We start from the raw sequence: 25,166 nt of genomic DNA on the forward strand, positions 1-25,166 counted from the left end.
TTTTCAGCAAGTGCAAGCTTATTGATGACAATAGGTCTTTATCCATGTATCAGAAAATTCCAAAATTGGGATTTTCAAGCTAGCCTCAGCCATACCATCTTCTACGGTGGCCTCCTTCGAGGTATAAGCATACATCTTCACTCGGCCGCCTTGAAGCTGGCATACCTGAGACTTTTTCAGCAAAGAAAATAGTCTAAAATTCAATAGATTAGACCTCCAACGTTTACCGATAATTTCCATAAATTTGACTTAAACTGTGTTCGCTATGATTCTAATTATCGATAAATCAAACGAAAAGAACATTTCAAAAATCCTTAAGGAGAGGTTAAAGAAATCTTCCACAACCGGCAATCTTGCTAAGCACTTCGGTAAACTTAAGCGTAACATTGACGGACTAGACTATCAGCTGGCAATAAGGGCAAATGAAGATTGGTTTTATTGCCGATACAATTTTTTTTAATCTACTTACATGAGACGAGGATCAGAAAATAGTAAAACCTTTAGGTTTTCTTGCTTCTCGAGATGTGGGATAGATCTGATAAATTCTCAGAAACTTTTAAAACCTAGATCCAGGATTAAATTCAGATGGCTTAAATTGCCAGTCATCAACCTTTTGACAGCCCCTTATGAATTTGTTCAAAACCATTATTACCTATTTTGCCATAATTGGTTTTTTGTTTTCGTGTGCAGAAAAGGTGTCGAAGCTGGAAGTCTTACAAACTACCATCAAATCTCAACTTGATTCTATTCAAGGAGATGTAGCAGTGGCTTTTTATAATCTATCTGATCCAACGGATAGTTTATTGATCAATGCAGAAGAGAAATTTCATGCTGCCAGTACGATGAAAGTGCCTGTGATGATTGAGCTTTTCAAGCAGGACAATGAAGGGAAACTTAATCTTGAGGATTCTATTTTGCTAAAAAATGAGTTCAGAAGTATAGTTGATAGCAGCCTTTACAGCATGCATGTTGGCATGGATAGCGACAGTGTGATTTATAGCAAGATAGGTTCTACTGTCGCTCTAAAAGAGCTGATGTATAATATGATCACGCTCAGTAGCAACCTGGCTACCAATGTGCTGATAGAACTGGTAGGGGCAAAAAACACCACTGCAACCATGCGTGATCTGGGTGCGGACAAAATCGAAGTACTGAGAGGGGTAGAGGATACCAAGGCATATGAACTTGGCATGAGCAATACCACTACAGCTAAAGATCTAATGCTGATTATGAAAGCAATTGCCGAAAATGCGGCGGGTACAAAGGAGGATTGCCAAGAGATGGTCTCCATTATGAAAGACCAGCAATTCAATAGGGTGATTCCTTTTTATTTGCCTGAAGACGTGGAGGTGGCTCATAAAACGGGCTCGATTGTAGGATTACACCATGATGCCGGAATAGTTTATCTGCCTGATGGGCGCTCCTATGTGTTGGTGTTGTTATCCAATAAGTTGGAGGACTATGAGAAAGCCACGGAGCAATTGGCTGGATTGTCGAAGACTGTTTATGAGTATGTAGTGAATGAAAAATAATTTGAAGACTTTTGAACCTATTTTTTCTAACACTGTTAAGTGATTTAATTCAGAGAAGAGATGGGAAGTAAGGAACGCATATCGAGACTAAAAGAAGAAACCAGAAGTAACATTCTTCGTGCGGCATTTGAGATTGTCAAAGAAGAAGGATGGATTGGACTTAACATGCGTAAGATTGCAGACCGGATAGAATATACCGCTCCCATTATTTATGAATATTTTACCAATAAGGAAGCAATTTTAAACGAGCTGGCCCGAATTGGATTTGAGGATTTGGATGAAGCATTGGAGGAGGCTGAAAAAGCGCATAGCACTCCTGAAGAGCAACTGGAAGCGATGTGGATGGCATTTTGGGAGTTTGGTCTTCACAATAAGGAGATCTACCAGATCATGTTTGGCGTAGAGATGACCTGTTGTATCGGGATGGTTCCGGAATCCCAGTTGCCGTCCAAGCGATTTTGCCCGGTAATCACCAGGCTGTTGTTGGAAAGGAATAGGGATACGGAGACTTGTCAGCAGAAGTACTTCAGTTTCTTTTCTGTAATCCACGGATTACTGTCTATCAATTTGATAGGAAAAGGCCTTACTGCTGACATGAATAAACAAATTTTAAAAGATGCTATTGTCGGGATAACAAAAACTATCTAAAAAATTTTTATCCCATTTTCTAACGTTGTTAGCTTACTTAATAGCATTAGAATGTGAAGAATAGCATGCTTTATTTTCTTACAGATCCAAAGCTAATTTAACCACCTTTCAGATGATATGATTCAAAACAGACAAGCTTTCACTTAACGATGTTAAATAATTTTATAACGTTATTTTCTCCTGTCCAACTAATGGGGAACCCCAATTATTCCAACTATTATCAGTACTCTAAAATCACTAAACCAATGAAAAATTTAATCTTAAGCCTAGGCGCTCTTGTATTGCTGAATGCATGCAGTCCGGCGCACTCCACTGATCAAGCGGCCACTACTCCACCTCAATTACCTGTGTACTCTATTCAAGAATCTATCGCCGAGACTTCTCTGGAATACCCTGCCACTGTGGAAGGAACCGTGGATATTGAACTTCGGCCGCAGGTAAGCGGAATACTCGACCGGGTCCTGGTGGATGAAGGAGAATACGTGGAGAAGGGAAAACCTGTGTTTGCAATCAATGACTTACCTTTTCGCGAAGCACTCAACCAAGCTGTTGCCAATCTACATGCCGCAGAAGCTGCCTTGATGCAAAGTGAACTTGAAGTGGCGAAGTATACGCCTTTGGTGCAGAAAAAGGTAGTCTCTGAGTTTCAGCTGAAAACCCTTGAAGCAAGCCGCCAACTTGCCCTGTCCAATCTGGAGCAGGCAAAAGCACAGGTAGAGTCCGCCAAAATTAACTTGAGTTATACGAAGATTCATGCCCCTGTAAGTGGCTATATCGGAAGATTGCCCAAGAAACAAGGCACACTGGTCGGCCCTGCGGATCAGAGTCCGCTGACCACCCTGTCTGATGTCCATGAAGTACATGTCTATTTTGCTTTGGGAGAGACAGATTTCATACGGTTTACAGGTAGGTATGAAGGCGAGACTTTGACAGAGAAAATCAAAAATCTTCCTCCTGTCACACTGGTACTGGCCGATCACAGCAAGTACTCGGAGTTGGGAAAAGTCGATGTCGTGGATGGACAGTTTAATAAAAATACAGGCACAATCACCTTCAGGGCAACCTTTCCAAATGAACGTGGTTTACTCCGCTCCGGCAATACCGGTAGGGTTGTAATCACCCATCCCCATGATAAGGCTATTCTTGTTCCCCAACAGTCGACTTTTGAAATTCAGGATAAAGTCTTTGTAGTAGGGGTAGATGAGAAAAACCAAGTTGTTCGGAAACCAATCCAAGTCAGTGGGACGTCAGGAGATAATTACCTGGTATCCGGTGGACTGAAGGGAGGTGACAGAATTGTCTACAAAGGATTTGAAACGCTTCAGGATGGGGCGATCATCACTCCGGAATCCTCAGAAATAAATCCTGCCAATCCTTAAAAACAAACTAAACCGATGTTTCAAAAATTTATAGACAGGCCGGTATTGGCGTCTGTCATCTCTATCCTATTGGTTATTCTCGGGGTTCTGGGGGTCTTCAAATTGCCCCTGCAACAGTTCCCCGATATTGCCCCACCTGCAGTACAGGTAGTGGCCCTGTATCCCGGTGCCAACGCAGAAACACTGCTGAGGTCAGTAGCTCCTTCGCTCGAGGAATCCATCAACGGCGTGGAAGGCATGAGCCATATAAGCTCCACGGCAAGTAATGACGGCTCATTAGTCATCAAAGTATACTTCGAGCTGGGTACCGATCCAGACCAGGCTGCGGTGAACGTCCAAAACCGTGTGTCCCAAGCCACCAGCCAGCTGCCTGCAGAGGTGGTGCAGGCTGGAATCACCACCTCCAAGCAACAGAACAGTTTGTTGATGGTAGTATCCATGTTTTCCACGGATCCCGAGGCTTACGACCAGACTTTTCTGGCCAACTATGCACAGATCAATATTATTCCGGAGATCAAACGGATCAAAGGAGTAGGGCAATCGATGATTTTCGGAGGGAACAAGGATTACTCCATGAGGGTGTGGCTGAATCCCAGCCAGATGGCCGCATATAATCTTACTCCCGCAGAAGTGACCGCTGCCATACAAGATAAGAGTCTGGAAGCTGCTCCCGGAAAACTGGGAGAAAGCAGCGAAGTGGCTTTTGAGTATGTGGTGAAATACAAAGGGAAACTGAATAAGCCCGAGGACTATGACAACATCGTGGTTAGAGCCAATCCGGACGGAACAGTTCTTAGACTGAAGGATGTCGCCAGAATAGAATTTGGAGCTTATTCCTATACGAATTTTACCAGAGTAGATGAAAAACAGGGAGTAAATATAGCTGCATTTCAGATTGCGGGATCCAACTCAAGCGAAATCCAGATCGCTATCGCTGAGCTGATGAAGAAGGCTGAGAAAGATTTTCCGGAAGGAGTGGGATACCTCATCCTTTATAACACCAAGGATTCTCTTGATCAGTCTATTTCACAGGTGGTTACTACACTGATTGAGGCATTTGTGCTGGTTTTTCTGGTGGTCTTTCTATTCCTTCAGGATTTTCGTTCCACGTTGATTCCGGCCATTGCAGTGCCGGTGGCAATCTTGGGTACATTCTTCTTTATGCTGCTTTTTGGTTTCTCGATCAACCTGCTCACGCTGTTTGCACTGGTGCTGGCGATCGGGATAGTAGTGGATGATGCTATTGTGGTAGTAGAGGCAGTTCATTCCAAAATGGAGTTCGAACATCTTCCTCCGAAAGCGGCCACAAGAAGTGCTATGGGAGAGATCACGGGAGCGATTATCTCCATTACCTTGGTGATGGCCTCGGTATTTCTTCCGGTAGGTTTTATGGAAGGTTCCACGGGAGTGTTTTATCAGCAGTTTGCTTTTACCCTTGCGATAGCCATTATCATTTCGGCGATAAATGCACTTACGTTGAGCCCTGCATTGGCTGCTTTATTTCTTAAGGACAAGCATCACGGGACCAATGGGAGCAAAAAACTAACTTTCAGCGAGAAGTTTTTCATCGGGTTCAATTCAGGATTCGAAAAGCTCACCAATAATTACGTCGGCGGGATCCGAATGCTGATCCGTCACCGATGGGTGGGCATTGCGGCGCTGGCCCTTGTGGTCGTGACTACTGTAGTATTGATCAGAATAACTCCTTCAGGCTTTATTCCTTCAGAAGATCAGGGTTTTATAGCGGTGTCTCTGGATTTGCCGGCAGGTGCATCATTGGAGCGTACTACTGAGGTGATGAAAGAAGCGGAGATTGCACTCAGAGATATGGATTTTCATTCATCGCTGAATGTGATGTCCGGGTTCAATATTCTTACGGAAGCGGCAAGCCCCTCTGCCGGAGTTATTTTTATCCTGCTCAAACCGGTCAAAGAGCGGGGAGAAGTCAGTGATATCAATGAGATCATGGCGGTGGTAAATCAGGAATTCTCCAAAATTAAAGGGGCAAATTTCTTCGTGTTTACGTTTCCAACAGTACCTGGATTCAGCAATGTGGACGGTCTTGAACTTGTACTTCAGGACAGATCGGGAGGCGCGCTCCAAAAATTCAGTGGGGTAAGTTCCGACTTCATGGGCAAGCTTATGGGCAGAGAGGAAATCGGTTTTGCTTTTTCTTCTTTCAAGTCTGATTATCCTCAGTACAATCTTGAAGTGGATGAAGTGAAAGCCGCTCAGCTTCAGGTGAGTGTTCGGGAAGTTCTCCAGACGCTTCAAGCTTATTTTGGAAGTATGCAGGCATCGGATTTCAATCGATTTGGTAAATATTATCGGGTGATGATCCAAGCCGAAAAGACAGATCGGGTGGATGAGTCTTCGCTTGACGGGATCTTTGTGAAAAACAGCCAGGGCGAAAAGGTGCCAGTGAACACGCTGGCCAGACTTGAGCGGGTGTATGGCCCCGAAACGGTTTCCCGATACAACCTCTTTAACTCTATAGGAATAAATGCCGTGGCCGCACCCGGCTTCAGTTCGGGGGATGCATTGCTTGCAGTTCAGGAAGTAGTCAGGGAGGAGCTGCCGAACGGTTACGCGTTGGAATTTACCGGTATGACCAAGGAGGAAATGGGCTCAGGAGGGCAATCGCTGATTATCTTCCTTCTTTCTCTTCTGTTTATCTATTTCTTGCTTTCGGCTCAGTACGAAAGCTATATCCTTCCTCTGGCAGTTATATTTTCCATACCGACCGGTGTTCTGGGTGTATTCTTGGCAATAGGACTGACGGGAATAGAGAATAATATCTACGTACAGGTAGCATTGGTCATGTTGATTGGTCTGTTGGCGAAAAACGCCATTCTGATCGTGGAATTTGCAGTGCAGCGTAGAAGAGCTGGGAGAACCTTGCTGGATGCGGCTCTGGAAGGAGCCCGACTTCGTCTACGTCCTATATTGATGACATCATTGGCCTTTATTGCAGGCCTTATCCCGATGATGTTTGCGAAGGGCCCATCCGCAATGGGCAATCATTCCATAAGTATCGCAGCGGCGGGAGGAATGCTGTCAGGAGTGGTTTTGGGACTTATGATCATTCCATTGCTGTTCGTCATTTTCCAACATATCCATGAGCGTATCAGCAGTCCACGTGAACTCCAGCCGGAAGAATCAAAAGAACTTGTAACGAATTAATCTGATAAAATGAAATCGAGCATGTCGAAAACGACACACAGTGGGATGATTTTCAGCCATGCGAGATTCCATATGACCTTTGACAGACAATTATAAACATATGAAATCCTTGATTTATAAAATAGCGATAGTCCTGTCTATAGGATGGCTGGCAGCATGCAAGGCATCTGAAGATATAGGCACGCCTGTGGATGTTTTTCCGGAAACATTCAGGGGCAATGAGACATCGGTGGATTCTACCGATGCCGCAATTCTCTGGAACGAGTTTTTTACTGACCCAAACCTTGTTTCATTAATCGAACGGGGACTGGAAAGAAACAACAATCTGTTGATCGCCAGAAAGAACATCGAAGTGTCGCAGTTGAATTTTAAGCAAGCCAAATGGGGCAATGTCCCCGAATTTGATCTGTTGGTGACAGCTAATTCCTCCCGTTTTTCAGACAACTCCCTGAATGGAATCAGTACTGATTTATTTCTGGAGCGGAAAAGCCTGGAAGATTACCAACTTCAGGGCTTGCTGAGCTGGGAGGCTGATATCTGGGGTAAAATACGCAGGCAAACTCAGACTGCCCTTGCTGAATACCTGCAGACCGGTGAGGCTGCCAAGGCTTTGCAGACAGGGGTAGTAGCTTCGATAGCCAAAAGCTACTATAATCTGCTGAAACTCGATGCTCAGTTGGAAGTGGCAGAACAGAATCTAGAACTCAGCATGCGGACTCAAGAGGTCATTGATCTACAGTTTGAATCGGCACTGGTCACCACGCTTGCAAAAGATCAGGCCACTGCGCAGCTGAAGCAGGCACAGCAGTTGATTCCTTATCTGGAAGGAGAAATAGCGGTAGAGGAAAACACACTCAGCGTATTGACGGGTGTTGCTCCTAACTCAATCGCACGGGGTGTGTTTCAGGAAAATCTGGCAAGTGTGATCGGAACAGGTGTTCCTGCAGATCTTCTGAGTGAACGCCCGGATGTAAAGGCGGCCGAGCTGGGACTGCAAGCGGCCAACGGAAGAGTGGGTGTTGCCAAAGCGATGATGTATCCTTCCCTTCGAATCACTGCGTCCATGGGACTCAATGCTTTTGAAGCCGTTAATTGGTTTAACTTTCCCGGATCGGTATTTGGCGTGGTGGGCGGAAGCCTTGCCCAGCCTGTGTTGAACAGGAGACGGCTGAAAACCAGACTGCAAACAGAGCAAATCCAGAGGGAGCAGCAAATTTACACCTTCCAAGAAACTGTACTGACTGCCATAAAGGAAGTGTCTGATGCGATGGTCAGAATAGAAAAGACAGCTGAGCGGCAGAATGTGGCTACATCACGTGTGGAGGCGTTGGAGCACGCCGTGGGCGATGCCGATCTCTTGTTTGAAAATGGCGTGGCCAATTACCTGGAAGTTATTACCGCACAGGGCAATCTGCTCCAAAGCCAATTGGATCTGGTGGAAATAAGAAGCGCCAAGCTTTATGCTTCCATTGACCTTTACCGGGCTTTGGGTGGAGGCTGGCGTTGATTTTAGGACGTTTAGTAGTTGGATAAAAGCCCGGTTGGAATAGCAATTCTAACCGGGTTTTTTGAAAAAGCTGAAATGAAATCAGATAGGTTTTGAATAACCGGTTCTGCCTTTCAGATCAATTGATTTTTTTCAATTTAGCCATTGCTCTGACGGGGAATGTACCTGCTCCTTTGAATTTTGGAGGGATGGCACTGAAGGTAAACCCATCTTCAGGCAGCAGGTTTAAATTACACAGATGTTCCACGATCAGGATTTCAGCCCCCAAAAGAATAGAGTGAACGGGTCTGGTTTTTCCGGCTGTGCAGTCGATGTTGTGAGAATCAATGCCCACCAATTTGACCGAGCAATCTTTTAAATACTGTGCTGCACCCTCCGTGAGGTAGGGGTGGTTTTCATAGTATTTTTCCGTATTCCAGTGGGCATCCCAGCCTGTGTGGATCAATACCGCCCGATTTCGGATTTCGTAGCTTAGCAGATGCTCCTCAGTTATTTCCAGGGTTTGAGAATGCGGCACTCGGATGACTACAGCTTCTAAGTCAGTAAAGGCTTCCAATTCTACCTCTGAAAGGTCTTTTCCTGTCTCATAGCGATGAAAGGGACAGTCGATATACGTGCCGGTGTTTGTCACCATTTCTATTTTTCCGATTTGAAATTCCGTTCCTTCAGCATAGTACTGTTTAGAATCTGCTCTACTCAGATAATCACAGATGATAGGAGCAGGGAGTCCTTTGTAGGTAACCAGTCCATTTTCGATAGTATGGCTCAGATCAACCAGTAGCTCTTTTCCTTTGCTTTGATCGATGGGTTTGCGTTTATGAGGTTCCACCAGGATTTCTTTGTTCAGAATGATAGCCCGTCCCACCATAAGCAACCTAAGGTCTTTGATGATGTAGTCTGCAAGTTCTTTGTCCGAAATATCATCCCCTGCGATATCCAGTCGAAAATCCTCTCCCTTGATACTGCCACCGTTGGTGAAGTAGAGTTCAAAATCGAATTTTACTCTTTTGTCCATTTATGATTTTTTGAAGCTTTTCAAATCCCCTTTGCTTAAGTTGCTCATAATAAATACCAGCCTTACTTTATACTTTCATTTAAATATAAAATCTTTTGGAATATGAAATATTTGGTTTTTCTGCTTATTCCATGGCTTTTCCTTTCCTGCTCCCGATCTCAAGAGTACCGCAAACTTGAACTTATTCCCAAACGCTTGGTGGAGATTCCTATAGATGATCAAACGTCCACGAATTGGTGGTTTATGCAGGCAATCAACCTAAAGGGAGAAGAATACCTAGCTTATCATGATATGATTAGAGCCAAAAAGAGATTTATTCACTTCGCACATATAGCGGATCCGGAGAAGTCTTTTAAGGTGCAATTAGCCTTGGAAGGGCCGGAAGGGATAGGGGCACTCGACGGTTTTCATATCAGAAACTTAGACAGTATTTTCGTGTTAAACCAGTATAAGTATGAACTCAATCTGGTTGATACTTCTGGACGGATCAAGAGTCGCTATAGGCTGCGGTCAGATGATTCCAACAGGCCATCCCAAGAAACTGCACTGCCTACACTTTGGACTTATGCTCCCATAATTGATTTAGGAACAAAGCTTATGATTTCCTCCATGCCGGATATTGATCCTTTTAAAAATGGCTACAAACAGAAAAACCTTAGCATGATTCTGGATCTGGAGAGCAAGGCTTTTGGCTATCATCTGGGATACAGTGACAAATACATGGAATCAGGCTTTTGGGGAGTCATGTTAGAGATGCCCTCCTACACCGTCAACTATAAAGATTCTGTAATCTTACAGTCTTTTCCCATCGAGGAGCGAGTGATGGTGTATGATTTTGACCTAAACCTGTTGAAGTCCCCGGCACTCTTTAGCCAACTTTATGAGGGACGCTTTCATTCACTTCCAAAATTTGATCTTGACCCAAGTATTTTTTATCAGCACATCTATACCAATCCAAAGAACAACATGATCCTCTATGATTCCTACAGGAATCTGTATTATAGGGTTATGTCAGGACCATACCCTGATGAAACTATCAAGCATTTGATAGAAACGAAATCCCTTGGAGATAATAAAAAGGGAAGACTCCCTGAAAGAACCATTATGGTATTCGACGAGGACTTCAGAGAACTTGGTGTGGTTGAGCTCGACCGGGACAACTATTATGTGGATTTTATTCGAGTGGTAAAAGAAGGATTGCTTATCGAAGTGCAAACAGATGATGAAGACAAAAAGGTATTTCAACTGTTTGAAGTCAAGCTGTAGGTATATTCTTTGGATAGGTTTGTTTTTGGTATGTGGTTGTGAAAAAACTATTCATAAAGATCCAGTCTATAGTTTTATGGACTCACTGCGGCAGATGCAAGAACGTATATCGCCCTGCTTCATGAGAAGCAGGGCAGCCGTGTCCTTTGCGCTTCCTTAGTGCTTTGCGGTTTAAAAAACACTATCTAGTTCAAGTCTCCTGACTTTGACTTATTGAAATACGAGTTCCTCTATGTTTGCTATGTTCCTATGTGGCTCAAAAAAATGATCAATTCTCAATTTTCAAATTCAATGGTCAAGGAAAAGCAAATTCTAACCTTTGTGCTCCTTGGTGGACTTGTGGTTAATCTAAAAAAAACCATCCCGATTTCTCAAGATGGCTTCTGTTTTTACTTCGTCCCAAACCTGTAAATACAAGTCTGCCCGTACTTCTCTCCGGGTTTTAAAATTGTAGACGGGAAATCCGGTTGATTGGGAGAATCCGGATAATGCTGGGTTTCCAGACAGAATGCAGATCTCTGTTCATAGACTTTATCACCTTTGCCGGTGATGGTTCCGTCAAGAAAATTGCCACTGTAAAACTGGATTGCAGGCTCAGTTGTCCACACTTCCATTTCTATCCCGGTCTGCGGAGATGAGATCACTGCCGCTTGAGTCAAATCAGCTCCGGATTTGTCCAGCACCCAGTTGTGATCATATCCGCCACCGAACTTCAATTGCTCATTTTCCTCGTTGATTCTCGCGCCAATCGTAGTTGGTTCTGTAAAGTCAAAAGGCGTCTCCTTTACTGAAACCACCTCTCCTGTAGGAATCAGTACATCATTTACAGGAGTGTATTCGCTGGCACTTAATAGCAGCGTATGATCCAGCACTGTTCCGTTTCCTGCACCGTTTAGGTTGAAAAATGAGTGGTGGGTCAAATTTACAGGTGTGGCTTTGTCAGTTTCGGCTTCGTAGGTAACCTTGAATTCGTTGTCATCTGTGAGCGTGTAGACCATTTTTACTTTCAGCTCACCCGGAAAACCTTCATCTCCATCAGGCGAAGTGTAGCTGAAAATCAGTCCGTTTTCTCCGGACTTTTCCACATTCCAGATTACATAATCCAATCCACCCGGACCACCATGTAGTGTCTGTCCATTATTGTTCTGAGGCAATGTATATTCCTTGCCGTCCAAGGTGAATTTTCCATTCGCTATACGATTCCCATAGCGACCAATGGCTGCGCCAAAGTACTTCTCACTACTTTCCAGATATCCGTCCAAGGTCTCAAAACCCAGAACTACATCTACCGGATTTCCGTCCTTATCCGGTACCCACAGATGGGTCACGCGTGCACCGAAATTGGTGACTTTCATTTTCATGCCGTTGGCATTCTTGATCTCGTATGTTTCCACTTTTTTATCTTGAAAGGTTGTGCCGAAAACCTGCTCTTGTACAGGTTCTTCTAGTTTAGTTTCTTCTTTGGGTTTGCTTTCGCAACTGTAAAGTAAAACCCCCAGTGCAGCTGCACCAAGGATTTTGTTGAAATGATTATTCATTGCGCTCACTTTTTATATAAAGGGGAATGTATGCTTTTCATCTTGGACACATCAAACTTGATGATTTTTCTGTCATAGGTCATCAGTCCGTTGGTCTCTACTTCCACATCTGTGGTCTGGGTATAGACTGCCGCCGAGAGACCGGCTTCTACCAACTCACCAAGTCTTGTTATCAATTGTGCATAGCGATTGTAAAGTTCCTCCTGATTTTTGAAGGACTGATAGCCCCAATTGTCTTTCTGTTGCCACACATGCCCATCCACAGGAAGTCCCAGTCCACCAAATTCTCCCAGCACTAGAATATTGTCTTTTCCGTAAATCTTCGGATCAGGCATTTTCGCATCCGGATAATTATGCAGATCAATGATATCACCCGCAATCTTGGTTCCTTCCATCTCAAAATTGCCTCCGCTGGCACTGTTTACCAGTCTGGAAGGATCATGCTTCTTAGTCCATTCGGTGATTTCCTTGGTTTTAAACTGACCCCAGGCTTCGTTGAAAGGTACCCAAACTACGATAGAAGGAAAGTTATAGAAGTCATCCATGATCTCTTTCCATTCTTCTCTGAAAATCGCTTCGGACTCCGGAGTTCTATCCCTATCCGTCTGCTCTCCGAGTACGGCCAATTTCATTTCCCAGCCATTTCCCATATCTCCACTCGGCATATCCTGCCATACAAGCATGCCCATTTTGTCACAGGCATGATACCAAGTGGCAGGCTCTACTTTCACATGCTTTCTGATCATATTGAAACCCATGTCTTGGGTCTTTTGGATATCAAAGACCATCGCTTCATGGCTTGGAGCCGTGTACAATCCGTCAGGAAACCAGCCTTGATCCAGAGGGCCATATTGAAATAAAAACTCTCCATTCAGCATCATTCGTTGGATACCATTTGCGTCCGGAGCCATACTGATTTCTCTCAAAGCCGCATAGCTTTCTACAGCGTCCACCACTTTTTTGCCATCTACCAATTCCACTTTCAAATCATAAAGTGCCGGATTTCCCGGTTCCCAAAGTTGGGCATCTTTAATCGACAACTTGGCAGTTTCAGTAGGCTTCACTGTTTGCTCGGCGAGCATGGTTCCGTCCTTCCAGGCACTTACTTTTACCTGCTGTGTTCCCATGGCTCCTGTTACCTCAGGGGTGACTAGGATCTCCTTACTCTTGATGTCTGAGCTATTTCTCAACCTGGAAATATAGGATGTGGGTACAGTTTCAACCCACACTGTCTGCCAGATTCCTGTCACGGGAGTGTACCATATCGCATGAGGATTCTTGACCTGTTTGCCACGGGGCTGAGGCCCATCATCGCTTGGATCCCATACACGTACTTGTAGTGTCTGCGATTTTCCGGGCTTTAATTGACCGGTAATATCAAACTCAAAAGGATCATATCCTCCCTGGTGCTTTCCAACACTTTTACCGTTGATAAATACTTCCGTTTCCCAGTCAGATGCTCCGAAATGCAACAGTACTTTGTCCTTGCTTGATTTTTTTGGAGTAGCAAAAGTCGTATTGTACCAAAGTTCGTTGTCCTTTCCAACTTCCTTTCCTACTCCGGAAAGCGCAGATTCAACTGCGAAAGGCACTAAAATTTCTCCATCAAAGCTAGTTGGTACAGCCTGCCCTTTTGGTTTGATGGCATAGTCCCAGAGCCCATTCAGATTCACCCAATTTTCCCGGGTCATCTGAGGCCGTGGATATTCCTGATGGACATTTTCAGGAGTTACCTGAGCTGCCCATTCGGTCATGATTTTCCCTTCTACAGGTTTGTAATTGCCAGTTTGCGCTGTTGCGAGATGCTGCCCAAAAAGCAGGCATGCGCCAAAAATCAGTGTTTTCTTCATAGGTGTAGGTTTATTGGTGAGTAATTCGGGATTCAGTGTGTCCCGAATCTTGATACCTGCTACTTTATACTTTCTACTAATAAATCTTCACTTCCTTGAAATGGGCATAAGAATCCGTAGCTCCTTTGGCTACCAATCCAAGTCGGAATCCCATTCCCCAAGGTACCAAATGCTTTACATCTTGCACTTCACCTACTTGGATTGTTTTTCCATCCACGATGGCTGAAGTGGTCATTTTGTATCCTTCTTTCATACTCAGTATCAGTTTCACTTCTTTGCCTGAAGGAACTGTCTCAGTGGCAATTTCTCTTGTTTTTCGGTTGATAGTCTCCCAAAGGACTAGCTGATTTCCTTTCACGGAAATTCCCATTCCAGCTGGGGGAGCTCCGAAACCATTATTTGCACCGCCGATTACCGCCAAGCCTGCTGCTGCATTTTCATCAGGAATAATTGTCGCTTCGTATTGGTAATCGAGCGATTTGGTGCCTTGCACGAGCAGGGTTCCCAAGGTTTCATTCTCTTCAGATGCCTGAAGCTTAAGCCCCTTTTTGCCTGTTTCGTATTGGATATCCTGCGTCACTCTCCACTGCCAGATCGGATCCAATCTTTTTTTGAAATTGTCCCTAAATTCTAAGGAAGCTTTGCTGCGTTCGTAGCCTGCATTATTCGCCAGAATAGGCCAGTCATCGGAAGTCCATTCAATTTTCTCCAAGACTCCCTGCCTTCCTACATATACGCTTCCTTCGGTATTGTACGCATGGTAGAGCATCCAGAAGTCTCCGTCTTTCTCCACAACCGTTCCGTGTCCGGCACATTTCCAGTTATCGTTATCCTTTAGGACTGGATTCATATCATACTTTTCCCAAGGTCCCAGAAGCGTTTTGCTTCGGGCAACTCCCGTGACATAATCGCAGGTGATTTCGCAGCATCCACGGGCAGAATAGGTTGCATAGAAATAGCCGTTTTTCTGAAAAATCGCTACTCCTTCCACCAATCCGCCTTCCCAAGGTTGATCGTTAGTGAATAACTCATGCTTTTCACCGGTCAATTCAGTGCGCTCCTCATTCACTTCCTGAGCCCAAATCGGAGTTTTCTGTCCTTTGCTGTTTCCGTCTTCTTTCCACAGCACATAGAGCTTCCCATTTTCATCTCGCGCCTCAAATGCATCGATGGAGCCGTATTCTTGCGCTACCAACGGTCCGTGATCAGTGAATTTGCTTTCGGGCGAATCCGCACTTGCAACAGCCACACTTAAGAGATTGCTGTCTTTGTCCCTTGCCGTGTAATAAGCGTAGATTTTTTTCTGCTTCTCGTCGTAGGAAAGTTCCGGTGCCCAAAAGTTATTCTTTGCCCAATCGGGCGCGCCGTCCGGAAAAATATAATTCACCAGTTCCCAATTCACCAAATCGGTAGATTTAAAAATTGGAAAAAGCGGTGCCCATTCATTGGAGGTGGCAGAAGCATAATAATACTTACCGATTTGCACCACGGTAGGATCCGGTCGATCTCCGGCCAAAACGGGATTGTCAAAGGCCCTACTTTGGGCTAAACCTACATGGGCAAAGCTGAGAAGCAGGAGAAATAGTAAGATTATTCTGGGTAAGCCAAGTAGTTTATTCATTCCATTTTGGGTTATTATCTAATTTCGGAAAAACGGTAAGGCATAATCGTGCAGTACCCATGGGCACAAGCGTGACATGGATTAAATGCTCATCAGAAGTTTTTGGCAGATCTTTCAATTCACCCACCGAGCCGTATTGATCTAATTGCCATTCCGGTATTCCTTTAGATATCCTTCAGGCTTCACCGTTACGGATAGCTTGATCAGCGCACTTGGAACCAACAGCTCACAATTCACAATTGCTGACGTAAAATAGATTCGTATTATCTGTAGAAATTCGGTCAGCCAGTGTGACCGAATTTCCGGAATTATTGTCAGGGGTACAAGAAATCAACGAACCACTACAAAGTAGTGCAAGTGTTGATTTAAAGTGGTTTTTTGACATTTTTGGCAGGTTTGGGGATTATGAACTTCCCGGAGAGCGCTACACCTTGTTTTAGACTAGGTTTGATTTTAGTAGTGTTTCTCGTGTAAGACTTTTTCATAATAGGTTTGGGTTAAGTAATTGAAATTTGTGATCAGTTTAACCCTTAAAGTTAAGACAGCAAGCTTAGAATGAAAACTTTAACAGCAATCTTAACAGCCAAATTTTCACTCGACCCAAACCGGTTGGGTAAAGACTCCATTTGCAGCTACATCCCAAACTTCTAATCTTATCCATTTTACCCCTTTTATGTTTATGGTGGATTGAAATTCCTGTATTCCAAAGGCTTGTGTATCGCTGAGGTCGATTTTTTCACGAAAAACTTTCTCTCCGTCTCCATAAATAATCTCTGCATAATTCAATGGAAATGTCCAATCGATAGTCACATTCACCTCAGCGGTTTGGCTGTCGTCGAGCTTTAGCGTTTCTCCACTGCTTTTGCCATTCACAGAGAAAGCAGGCAATAGGATCTCTCCTGTACCCGAGAAAAATTTACCATTTTGCATAGCATCCACTACGGTTTGCCACCCATCCTCAAATTTTGGAAGTTTGTCTAGCTGTAAATAATTAATATTCATCGGCCCGTAGATCTCATAATCCGGTTCCAACTTGAAAAGATCCGCTTCTGCGATCACGTATTTTCGCTCACCCCAGTTGGCCATATCGTCCATCAAGTCAAGCACCCTTCTGCCCATAGTTGGCAATGACAGATCTGCGGGAATTACTTTCCAAGCGGCCCCGTTGAAAGTGGTGGAGTGGAAAAATCCCTCTTCCTTATAGTTATCGGGAAATCCGGTAGATCCTTTGGTTCGAGCATGGGCAGTCCAAGCTAGTCCACCCTCAGCTTCCAAAAGTTTTAACATCTCTTCCTTGCTGCCCACCCGATAGACTTTACCATATTCTTTGGTTTCTTCTACAAAAGGTTGCCCATCTTCACGGGACATGATCCAATACACCGGCTTGGGAAACATATTCATCCAGTGCCCTCCATAGTGGACATTTGGTTCTTCACCGGGAATCATCAGGAAGTCGCCAGATGATAAGCGTGCGCTTTCTTCAAACATCAATTTCAATTCAGGCAGTCTCCTAGGTCCCGGGTCGCGTGGATTTCCTGCAAGATGATATTCTCCCAAGTGCATAATATTTACTCCCATACTTCGCAAGGCTTTCACGTGCCCGGGAATAGCAGGTACCGGCTTATGGGTCAGAATATCGTCCATGTGCTCAGTATGAAAATGACTCGCCATAGTCCGGTATCCATTAAGGGGTTTATACTGATCATCATGAGTAAAAGCCTTGACATCCTTTAGAATCTGACCGTCTTTGGAATCTGACAACAGGACGAAGAAATTAAGTCTCTGATTGGTGTTTGGCGGAGCGTTAAACCAGGGCACATGCCTATTGTCACCCATTAAATCATGTCGAATTCCAATCCCAAATTCCTCTGTCATATTCCGATAATTAGCTCCAAACCATACATATTTTAGGTTATAAGCATTATCCAGCGGGTAGAAATACTGGTGTGGTGCAGGAAAAACAGCTAAACTTCCTTCTTCACCTTCTCCAATAATTGTTCGGTACTTAACGGCCAGATTTTCACTGGAATTTTTCCCCGCAGAAATTTGCGAAGACTGCAAATAGCCTTCGGTATCTGACCAAAAGAGCTCTGTCCAAGGACTATTCTTGCTGACTAGTCCTGCGTCGTAAATAATAGCTTTTGCATCATCAGGTGTAGCCATTACAGCAGCCATATTCAGCAGAGTACTGCCATGATAAAGCGTGATTTCCAGCCAGCCATGGAAATTACCGGCAGTCATGGTGTTGACTTGAATGACTGTTCGCTGACCTTGGCTTTTCACTGCTATGGTTTGCTTCTCCAGCATTATCAGGTGCTCTTCGTAAGGATTATAAGCGGTTCTGTCAAAGAATATATTCCAACCACTTTCTTTGCTGAGATCCCGCTGACCTACCGTAAGCAGAAAAAGAGGATCAACTGCTTTCGCTATAGTCTTTGTTTGCTGAGAATCTTCAAGTAGAATAGCTTTGAAAAGCGGATTACCTGAGCTCATATCAAGGTGAAGAGTACCTTTTTCACCTTTTCCCGAGGGCCAAGAAACCTGGACCTCCCCGTTTTTTTCTATGACTTCAGCACCGTTTTCTGAAGAAAATTCCTCAAGAATTACGTTCTGCCTAGCAATAGCTAAGGAGGTGAATAATAGTAGGAGTGGAATTAATACAAATTGTTTGGTGGAATACATGGGATTATTTTAAGTCTAAAATAGGAGCATTTTGTGAGCTTGTGCCGGGGACTAATCCACTTACACTTGGCCACCCGTCTACCCAGATGATCTTATCCAAAAGCAGTACCCTGCGATTGGTACCATTTTCAAGTTTTGGTTTCTGCTTGTCCATGCCATGATAAAGAAGCCATTCCTGACCCGCATCGTCCAGTACGATTTCCGCATTATGTCCCGGACCTGCATAACCGGATTCGCCTTCGTTTCTACCTACGACCAACGTTCCCGAATCAGAATCGAGCAGGCTTTTTCCTTCCTTATCCAAGTATGGTCCTTCCAGATTCTCAGATCTCCCTACCAGAACTTTGTACGTACTATTAGCTCCTTCGCAGCAGGTCCCTGCCGACCCGAAAAGATAATAATATCCGTCTTTTTTGTAGACATAAGCAGCTTCCAAGTGATCACCTGCTACCCGGAGTTTTTCCCCTGTGGGCTTCTTGCCATCGGCTGTCAGTTCGGTAAGATATAAGCCATGAAAGCTTCCCCAGATTAGAAATTTTGCCCCATTTTCTTCTATATAAAAGGGATCAATAGAATTGGCGACTCCGATTTCTTCCGAGTCAAATACTTTTCCCTGATCTACAAATGGCCCTTCGGGACTGTCAGCTATGGCCAGTCCGATTCCGGGATTTGGATCTCCCCAAGTGGAAAAGGAATAATACATGTAGAATTGATCTCCTACCTGAGTCACATCCGGTGCCCAGATACCACCCCGTTCTTTCCAGCTTGGTTTCTCATCCATAGAATTTCCGACTACTTCCCAGTTTACCAGATCACTGGATTTGATCACGGGAACCAAATGGTAGCCTCCTTCTTCTCCCCAGTTGTCTTCGGTGCCATAAGCATAGAAGACATCCCCAACTTTCACTACGGTAGGATCAGCCAATACAGGTTCGAAAACAGGATTGATATAAGTAAGGGTGTCGCTGATTGTTGGTTGGTCAGGAGTGGTGACGAGATTCTCAGCAGATTCTGAGCAAGATCCGAGTACGATAGTAAGACTTAGTAGAAGATGCATATGATGATTTTTTCTAAACATATTATTAAAAGATCTTAAATAGACTTTCAGAAAAAAGCCGGGGTCGTCCAGTACCCATCTCACTGGCTGAACTCCCCGGCATATCCATAAGAGGCTTATAGATTTACTTTTAATATTTCAGAGAAGATCATATCCTCTACCCCTCGGATCCTTACGCCTATTCTTGCATAGGCATAGTTCTGGGTAGGGACTCTCTCAGGCACATCCACTTCCAGTGTGATGGAAGATAAATCCTCCAGATCGCCTCCACCTCTGTTGCTGGTAGCGATGCTCGTGCGATTGTCGACAAATAACGTCTTACTTACATACAGGTAAACTTCCTGGACCTCTCTGGCATCGTCTCCGGTGATAATCTGTTCCAGGTCAAAAGTCGCTGAGACTTTATTGCTCCCGCCATTGATATTCGTATTGCGGATCATGTAGTAAGGAATGACTTCTATATCCATCGTTCTGCTCCCCGTAAGACTCACTGGAATTGTGTCATTACCTGTTTGGTCATTGATGGTTTTTATAAAAGGTCCCTGATTGTCGGGAATGATCATTTTGTATTCACCCTTAAACAGAAGTGACGAATACGATCCATCCTGATCTATTGCTACGCCTATGTTACCAAGACGCTGCCAGCCCTGTTCCCATAGCTCAATGTACACGTCATTATAACTTACGCCTATCGGCTCCCCCTGATAGGTTATTCTGCCATCCAGCTGAAAGTTGGGCTCGTCGTAATTGTCAAAGCTGCAGGATACAAAGGAAATTGCTATCCCCATTAATCCCAGTATATTTTTGAAATTTATGTTCATATTTTTTTGAGTTTAGAGGAAGTTAATGATTTGGGTTTCGGATGATTTTCGGATTGTTATTTCTCACACCATCACTGATGAATGAATAATAATTGCCCAATCTGAACCGGTGAGCATTGAATACCGGTGCAGGCACAAATTCTTCAAAAATCCACTTGCCGTTATTCGGTGAGCCGGGCTCGTAGTATTTGTAGGGCTTCAGTCCGAAAACTCTCGTGCTTACAGCCAAAGCATCTCCCGGATTATTGGTGAGATTAGTGCTTACTCCATTCCAGATCCGATGCGCCAATCTCCATCTCTTTTTGTCCCAAAGAATATGGTTTTCAAAAGCCAATTCCACTTTTCTTTCGTGTACGATTCTGTCAAAATCAATCTCGCTTGGCGTTAGATCGACGGGAAACCCAGCTCTCCTTCTCACCTGGTTCATATACTCAGCGGCTTTGTCCAGTTGATCCAGTTCGAAGGCAGCTTCAGCAGCATTTAAGAGAATCTCAGCAAATCTGAATCTTACCAACCAAACCGCCGAACCGGTTCCTCTTTGTCCTGAGCCTACAGATGTATCCACATATTTTCTAAGATAGAAACCATTCTGCGCAGACCATTCCAGTTGGTCTATCGGTCCGTCAAAACCTACGACTTGCACAGATGAGGAGCTTCCGGGCAGTTGTGCCTGTCCACCCAGTTGATCTGAAGTGATGACCGAACCGTTTTGCAGCTTATATCCTGCCCAGATATCCACTTTCTTACCTCTGAAGGATGAGCCGGGTACGATCACTGTTCCCAATAATCTTGGGTCTCTTCCGGCAAAAATTTCCATTGGATCGTCGTAGTAGATCGGGTTTCCTGAGGCATCCTTTGTGGGTAATTCGGCAAAGGTGTTATCAAGCAATTCATAAGACTGAACCAAATTGAGTGAAGGATTTAATTTGCCGCCGGAAGTATTTTCTTCTCTAAGGGAGCGAGGGATGGTTTCTATGGTGAATCCATGTGTTCTTCCCTGCACCAAGAAGTCTTTGGCAAGAATCACTTCATTGTTCGAGCTTTTATTCAGGAAGATATTGGTGTAGTTCTCTGATTTGTCGGGATCCTGGTTATAGAGTTCGTACGTTCCCAGTGACATTACTTCTTCAGAAGCATTCAAAGCAGTGGTATAATACGCATCTGCCATGCTGTTGGGAATTCCTACTTCTCCACCTGGAAGGGACACCTCAGGAGTCAACTGACCGTACTTTGCAATAGAGCCTGCATACAAAGCTGCTCTTGAAACCAAAGCCAATGCTGCTCCTTTAGTTGCTCTCGATTTGGTACTGCCGTTTGGAAGGTCATCTTTCACATCTTCCATCTCGGCTATTACAAAATCATAGATTTCATGTTCTTTCGCTCTGGGGTATTGAAGGTAGGTAGGGTCACCGCTGTAGTCATATTCCATGGACTCCAAGATCAATGGCACGCCGCCCATTCGCTTCACATGCTCGAAATATACCATGGCACGGATGAATTTGGCTTCGGCTAAGAAGCTGGCCTTTGATTCTGTGGACAACGCCGTCGCAGCCTCACATCTTTCTATAAATAGATTCAGGTCACGGATGTAGGCATAATCCCACATTCCCCAGTCTCCATAGCTATATTCCTGATTTTGATGTCTCCCATAATCGCCGGCATTGCTCGCAAATGCCTCATCGAAATTGGTATATTCCCACCAGTTTTCCAGACCCTGATAGTCCGGGAGGCGATTGTACAGATCGGCCAGCACGGAAAAGACCAGATCTTCATTGCCCCACACCTGCTCTTCACCAAGAATATCAGTGGGCTCTCTGTCTAGAAACTCGTCATTGCTACATCCTGCAGCTGCCAGAAAAATGACCAAGTATATGTATTTGAAGTTTTTCATTGTTGGTTCGGGTTTACTTAGAATGATACGTTGAATCCCACATTCACCACTTTGTTCTGTGGGTATTGCAGGCCGTTTTCGTCTGCTATTTCAGGGTCAATTCCAAACTGATTTACATTGTCAAGCGCAAATAGATTGTAGCTGCTTACAAACACTCTAGCTCTGGACATATTCCATCTGTTCAGGAGTTTCTCCGGAAGGGTATAACCGACCTCCAGTGTTCTCATTCTCAGGTATTTTACATTGGTAAGCCACCAGGTAGAATTCTTGTTGTAATTACTGTGTCCTCCTGTATTGAATCTCAGTGGAGGATTTTTTCCTGCTACCCACGGGCTGTTGATGTCCAGAATATCCTCTCTGTGATAACGATCCTCATACATGGCTGTCAGGAGGTTGCCACCGTTCTGGTAAGGCCATCTCATCTCCCAGTTTTGGTTGTAAGAGTACATCCCTCCACCGGAGAAGTCGGCGGTCAGGTCAAATCCTTTGTATTGAAAATTAAAGTTTAAGCCAAAGTTTATGATTGGCTGTCCGGCAGATTGATAGCCGATTGGGCGTTCGTCGTATCCGTCTATTTTACCATCTCCGTTGATATCCTTGTAGATAAAATCTCCAGGAAGCAAGGTCTTATTTCCTTGTCCGTCGATATTTACGGGATAGTCATTGATTGCATCGTAGGATTCAAATTGACCGATGACCTCATAGCCCCAGAAGATACCACTGTATCTATTTTCACCGGAGTTTCTGTAGTGATCCCAAGAAGAGCTGAAGGTTGGGTTGTAGGAGCTTAGGAATTTGCTGCGGGCATAAGAGGCATTTGCACCTATTCTGAATACCAAGTCCCCGACTTTCCCATTCCAATTTACTGCGATCTCAGCTCCGGAATGGGAGTCGGAATTCAGATTCTCATCGGTAAGTCCATAGCCAAGTTCTGCAGGCAGGAAAATGTCATTTCTTATCCCTCTCAGGCCTGTTCTTTTTCTTTGAAAATAATCTATTGCACCGGTGATTTTTCCACTGCCAAAAGAGAAATCTAATCCTATATCCGCTATTGAACTTACAAACCAGGATAGATTATCAATCGGCTGACCTGTATTCCTTGATCCCTGCACATTTTGCCCATCTACTATCACCGTGGCTATTCCATATTGATAGCCTCTCAGATAATCAAAAGGGGTAATATATCTTGGGTCATTTCGATTAATTCCCATGTTGATATTATCATCGCCCAGCTGCCCATAAGATGCTCTGATCTTCAATTCATCCAAATCCAGCTGTGCTGCGAAATCATCCATAAATGCCTCTTCCGAAATCCTCCACCCCGCAGACACTGAAGGGAAGAACCCCCAGCGATTGTCAGGAGAAAATTTCCAAGAAGCATCCGCACGACCCGCTACTTCCAACAGGTATTTTCCTGCATAGTCATAGTTTACACGGCCTACATAGCCTATTCTAGCTTCTTCCTCTCGCACATCATTATAGGTGTCTGTATCGGCAAATCTGATAATGTCCAAGAAATTATTCGTTGGTACGGAGTGTAAGAAATTATAAAGGCGGGTGCGCTCGATCCGCTCGTTTAGGAATAAGGCTGAAATGTTGTGCTTATCACCAAAGGTTTTATTGTAGTTCAAAGATAGCTGCCATACATTTTCCATGATCTTTTCCTGTCCGCGGTCACGGTAAGGGTTCTCGTTTCCACCGGATCGAAAGTATTCATCTGACTCAGGATTGTATCCATAGACATCATAAGTGTATTCGAACGTGTTGAAAATATTGTCTGCCAAATAATAAGAATACAATCCCTTAGCTACCAGACTAGGAACGATCTCATACTCTGCTGTAAAGTTGGTCTGAAGTACCTGCCATTTGTTTTCGTAGAAGCCTGTACGGTCATAGTTTAGCAGTGCCCAGTTGGTCTCAATATTGTTGATATTCGCCGGGTAATCCGGATTGTCGTTGGCATAGGGTCGCTCGGTAGGTCTGTTTCTGAACAGCGCAAATCTTGGCTGCCAGTAATCATCATGACCGGGAACTCCGGGATTGTTGCGGTTTTCGATTCGGCCATTGATCTGCATTCCCACTTTGAACTTGTTGGTGATGTCTGTATTGATATTGGACTGAATATTGGTTCTGTTGAATTCAAACTCATCTGAGAACACGGCCTTCTGGTCAAATCGGGTTACCGATAAATAGTAATTCGTCCGCTCAGAACCTCCGGATACAGAAGCGTTGAAATTGCTCTGTGGAGCATTTCCTTTGATGATAAAGTCTTTCCAATCAAAGGATCTAAATCCATACTCAGTGCCCTGCTTCCATTTTTCCAACTCCTCTGCGGTAATATTGGTGTTTCCAAACTGATTGATATCCGCATCGGCTTTGCCCAGCATCCACTCGTAGGCGTTCACACCATCAGGAAACCGGGACCAGTTTTGCCAGCCGTAATAGCCGTTGATATTGATAGTGGGAGTTTCTCCCCTGCTGCCCTGCTTGGTCTTCACCACTACTACACCATTTGCAGCACGGGATCCGTACACTGCCGCCGATGCATCTTTCAGAATGGTGATACTTTCTATATCTCCGGGAGCAATATTGTTGAATTGCCCTTCATCCTTTTGGATTCCATCAATTACAAAGAGCGGCGTTCCCATATTTCTGATCTGAAGCCATGCGCCTGCTCCCGGGCGTCCATCCGGCTGACGGAAAGAAAGTCCGGCCATTTTACCTGCCAAAGCTCCCGAAACCGTAGCAGACGGTACCTTATCTATATCACGGCTCGTCACATTGGCTATCGCTCCGGTGATGGTTTCTTTTTGTTGCTCTCCGTAGCCCACTACGATTACCTCATCCAGACTTCCTAGATCGCTTACCATATTGAGGTTCAGTTCAGTCTGAGTCCCCACTATTATTTCCTGAGATTTGAATCCAATAAAGGAAGCTCTCAGTACAGCACTTTCACTTTTTAGCGTAATTGCAAATTTGCCGTCAAGGTCTGTGACGGTTCCGTTGGAGGTTCCCTTTTCAAGGATACTTACACCCGGCAGTGGTTCTCCAGAGGACTCTTCCAGTACCGTTCCCTGAAGGGTGGTGCCTGTCTGTGCCATCAGTGGGATTACAGCCAGCATACTTATAAACAGCAGCAGGCTAGATTTCATGAGAAGAAGTCTTTTCATATGTTT

General features: G+C 44.5%; 17 protein-coding genes. 7 read left to right on the plus strand and 10 right to left on the minus strand.

Translation table 11 applies throughout. The features are described 5' to 3' along the window. Positions 1–18: 18 nt before the first annotated feature. The gene (locus tag J2X69_RS04440; protein ID WP_310099050.1) at positions 19–240 is read right to left on the minus strand and encodes a hypothetical protein; all 222 of its coding nucleotides are present in this window, start codon (positions 238–240) and stop codon (positions 19–21) included. A 25-nt stretch (positions 241–265) separates the two neighbouring features. Here J2X69_RS04440 and J2X69_RS04445 point away from each other — a divergent pair, with 25 nt between their 5' ends. From J2X69_RS04445 to J2X69_RS04470, 6 genes are all read left to right on the plus strand, one after another. After that, positions 266–460 (plus strand): hypothetical protein, encoded by a 195-nt coding sequence (locus tag J2X69_RS04445; protein WP_310099053.1) that lies wholly within the window; start codon positions 266–268, stop codon positions 458–460. A 166-nt stretch (positions 461–626) separates the two neighbouring features. Next, positions 627–1,532, plus strand: a complete 906-nt coding sequence (locus tag J2X69_RS04450; protein WP_310099056.1) for a serine hydrolase — start codon at positions 627–629, stop codon at positions 1,530–1,532. A 60-nt stretch (positions 1,533–1,592) separates the two neighbouring features. Continuing rightward, positions 1,593–2,180, plus strand: coding sequence for a TetR/AcrR family transcriptional regulator (locus J2X69_RS04455; protein ID WP_310099059.1), 588 nt, complete (start codon positions 1,593–1,595; stop codon positions 2,178–2,180). A gap of 245 nt (positions 2,181–2,425) precedes the next feature. Then, positions 2,426–3,559, plus strand: coding sequence for an efflux RND transporter periplasmic adaptor subunit (locus J2X69_RS04460; RefSeq protein WP_310099062.1), 1,134 nt, complete (start codon positions 2,426–2,428; stop codon positions 3,557–3,559). A gap of 15 nt (positions 3,560–3,574) precedes the next feature. Next, positions 3,575–6,742, plus strand: a complete 3,168-nt coding sequence (locus tag J2X69_RS04465; protein WP_310099065.1) for an efflux RND transporter permease subunit — start codon at positions 3,575–3,577, stop codon at positions 6,740–6,742. 100 nt (positions 6,743–6,842) lie between these two features. Then, positions 6,843–8,249 (plus strand): efflux transporter outer membrane subunit, encoded by a 1,407-nt coding sequence (locus J2X69_RS04470; protein WP_310099068.1) that lies wholly within the window; start codon positions 6,843–6,845, stop codon positions 8,247–8,249. A gap of 118 nt (positions 8,250–8,367) precedes the next feature. On the opposite strand, the gene J2X69_RS04475 is transcribed toward J2X69_RS04470, so the two are convergent. Then, entirely contained in the window at positions 8,368–9,264 is an 897-nt protein-coding gene (locus J2X69_RS04475) for a cyclase family protein (protein WP_310099070.1), read from the minus strand. 102 nt (positions 9,265–9,366) lie between these two features. On the opposite strand from J2X69_RS04475, the gene J2X69_RS04480 reads away from it, so the two are divergent. Next, positions 9,367–10,530 carry a DUF4221 family protein gene (locus J2X69_RS04480; RefSeq protein WP_310099073.1) on the plus strand — a complete coding sequence of 388 codons (1,164 nt, stop codon included), beginning with the start codon at positions 9,367–9,369 and terminating at the stop codon, positions 10,528–10,530. Between the two features lie 389 nt (positions 10,531–10,919). Here the strand turns inward: J2X69_RS04480 and J2X69_RS04485 are convergent, their stop codons facing one another. From J2X69_RS04485 to J2X69_RS04520, 8 genes are all read right to left on the minus strand, one after another. After that, on the minus strand, positions 10,920–12,068 hold the full coding sequence (locus tag J2X69_RS04485; protein ID WP_310099076.1) for an aldose epimerase family protein: 1,149 nt from the start codon (positions 12,066–12,068) through the stop codon (positions 10,920–10,922). 5 nt (positions 12,069–12,073) lie between these two features. Then, positions 12,074–13,918, minus strand: a complete 1,845-nt coding sequence (locus J2X69_RS04490) for a sugar-binding domain-containing protein (RefSeq protein WP_310099079.1) — start codon at positions 13,916–13,918, stop codon at positions 12,074–12,076. Positions 13,919–13,994: 76 nt separating this feature from the next. Then, entirely contained in the window at positions 13,995–15,539 is a 1,545-nt protein-coding gene (locus J2X69_RS04495) for a glycoside hydrolase family 43 protein (RefSeq protein WP_310099084.1), read from the minus strand. Positions 15,540–16,130: 591 nt separating this feature from the next. After that, the gene (locus tag J2X69_RS04500; RefSeq protein ID WP_310099087.1) at positions 16,131–18,221 is read right to left on the minus strand and encodes a hypothetical protein; all 2,091 of its coding nucleotides are present in this window, start codon (positions 18,219–18,221) and stop codon (positions 16,131–16,133) included. Positions 18,222–18,225: 4 nt separating this feature from the next. Continuing rightward, positions 18,226–19,278 (minus strand): family 43 glycosylhydrolase, encoded by a 1,053-nt coding sequence (locus tag J2X69_RS04505; protein ID WP_310099090.1) that lies wholly within the window; start codon positions 19,276–19,278, stop codon positions 18,226–18,228. A gap of 116 nt (positions 19,279–19,394) precedes the next feature. Further along, positions 19,395–20,099, minus strand: coding sequence for a DUF3823 domain-containing protein (locus tag J2X69_RS04510; protein WP_310099095.1), 705 nt, complete (start codon positions 20,097–20,099; stop codon positions 19,395–19,397). Positions 20,100–20,121: 22 nt separating this feature from the next. Then, complete coding sequence (locus tag J2X69_RS04515; RefSeq protein ID WP_310099097.1) at positions 20,122–21,990, minus strand: RagB/SusD family nutrient uptake outer membrane protein; 1,869 nt, start codon at positions 21,988–21,990, stop codon at positions 20,122–20,124. 17 nt (positions 21,991–22,007) lie between these two features. Continuing rightward, positions 22,008–25,160 carry a TonB-dependent receptor gene (locus J2X69_RS04520; protein ID WP_310099099.1) on the minus strand — a complete coding sequence of 1,051 codons (3,153 nt, stop codon included), beginning with the start codon at positions 25,158–25,160 and terminating at the stop codon, positions 22,008–22,010. Between the last annotated feature and the right edge of the window lie 6 nt (positions 25,161–25,166).

It is taken from the genome of Algoriphagus sp. 4150, from assembly GCF_031457395.1.
Classification (GTDB): Bacteria; Bacteroidota; Bacteroidia; order Cytophagales; family Cyclobacteriaceae; genus Algoriphagus.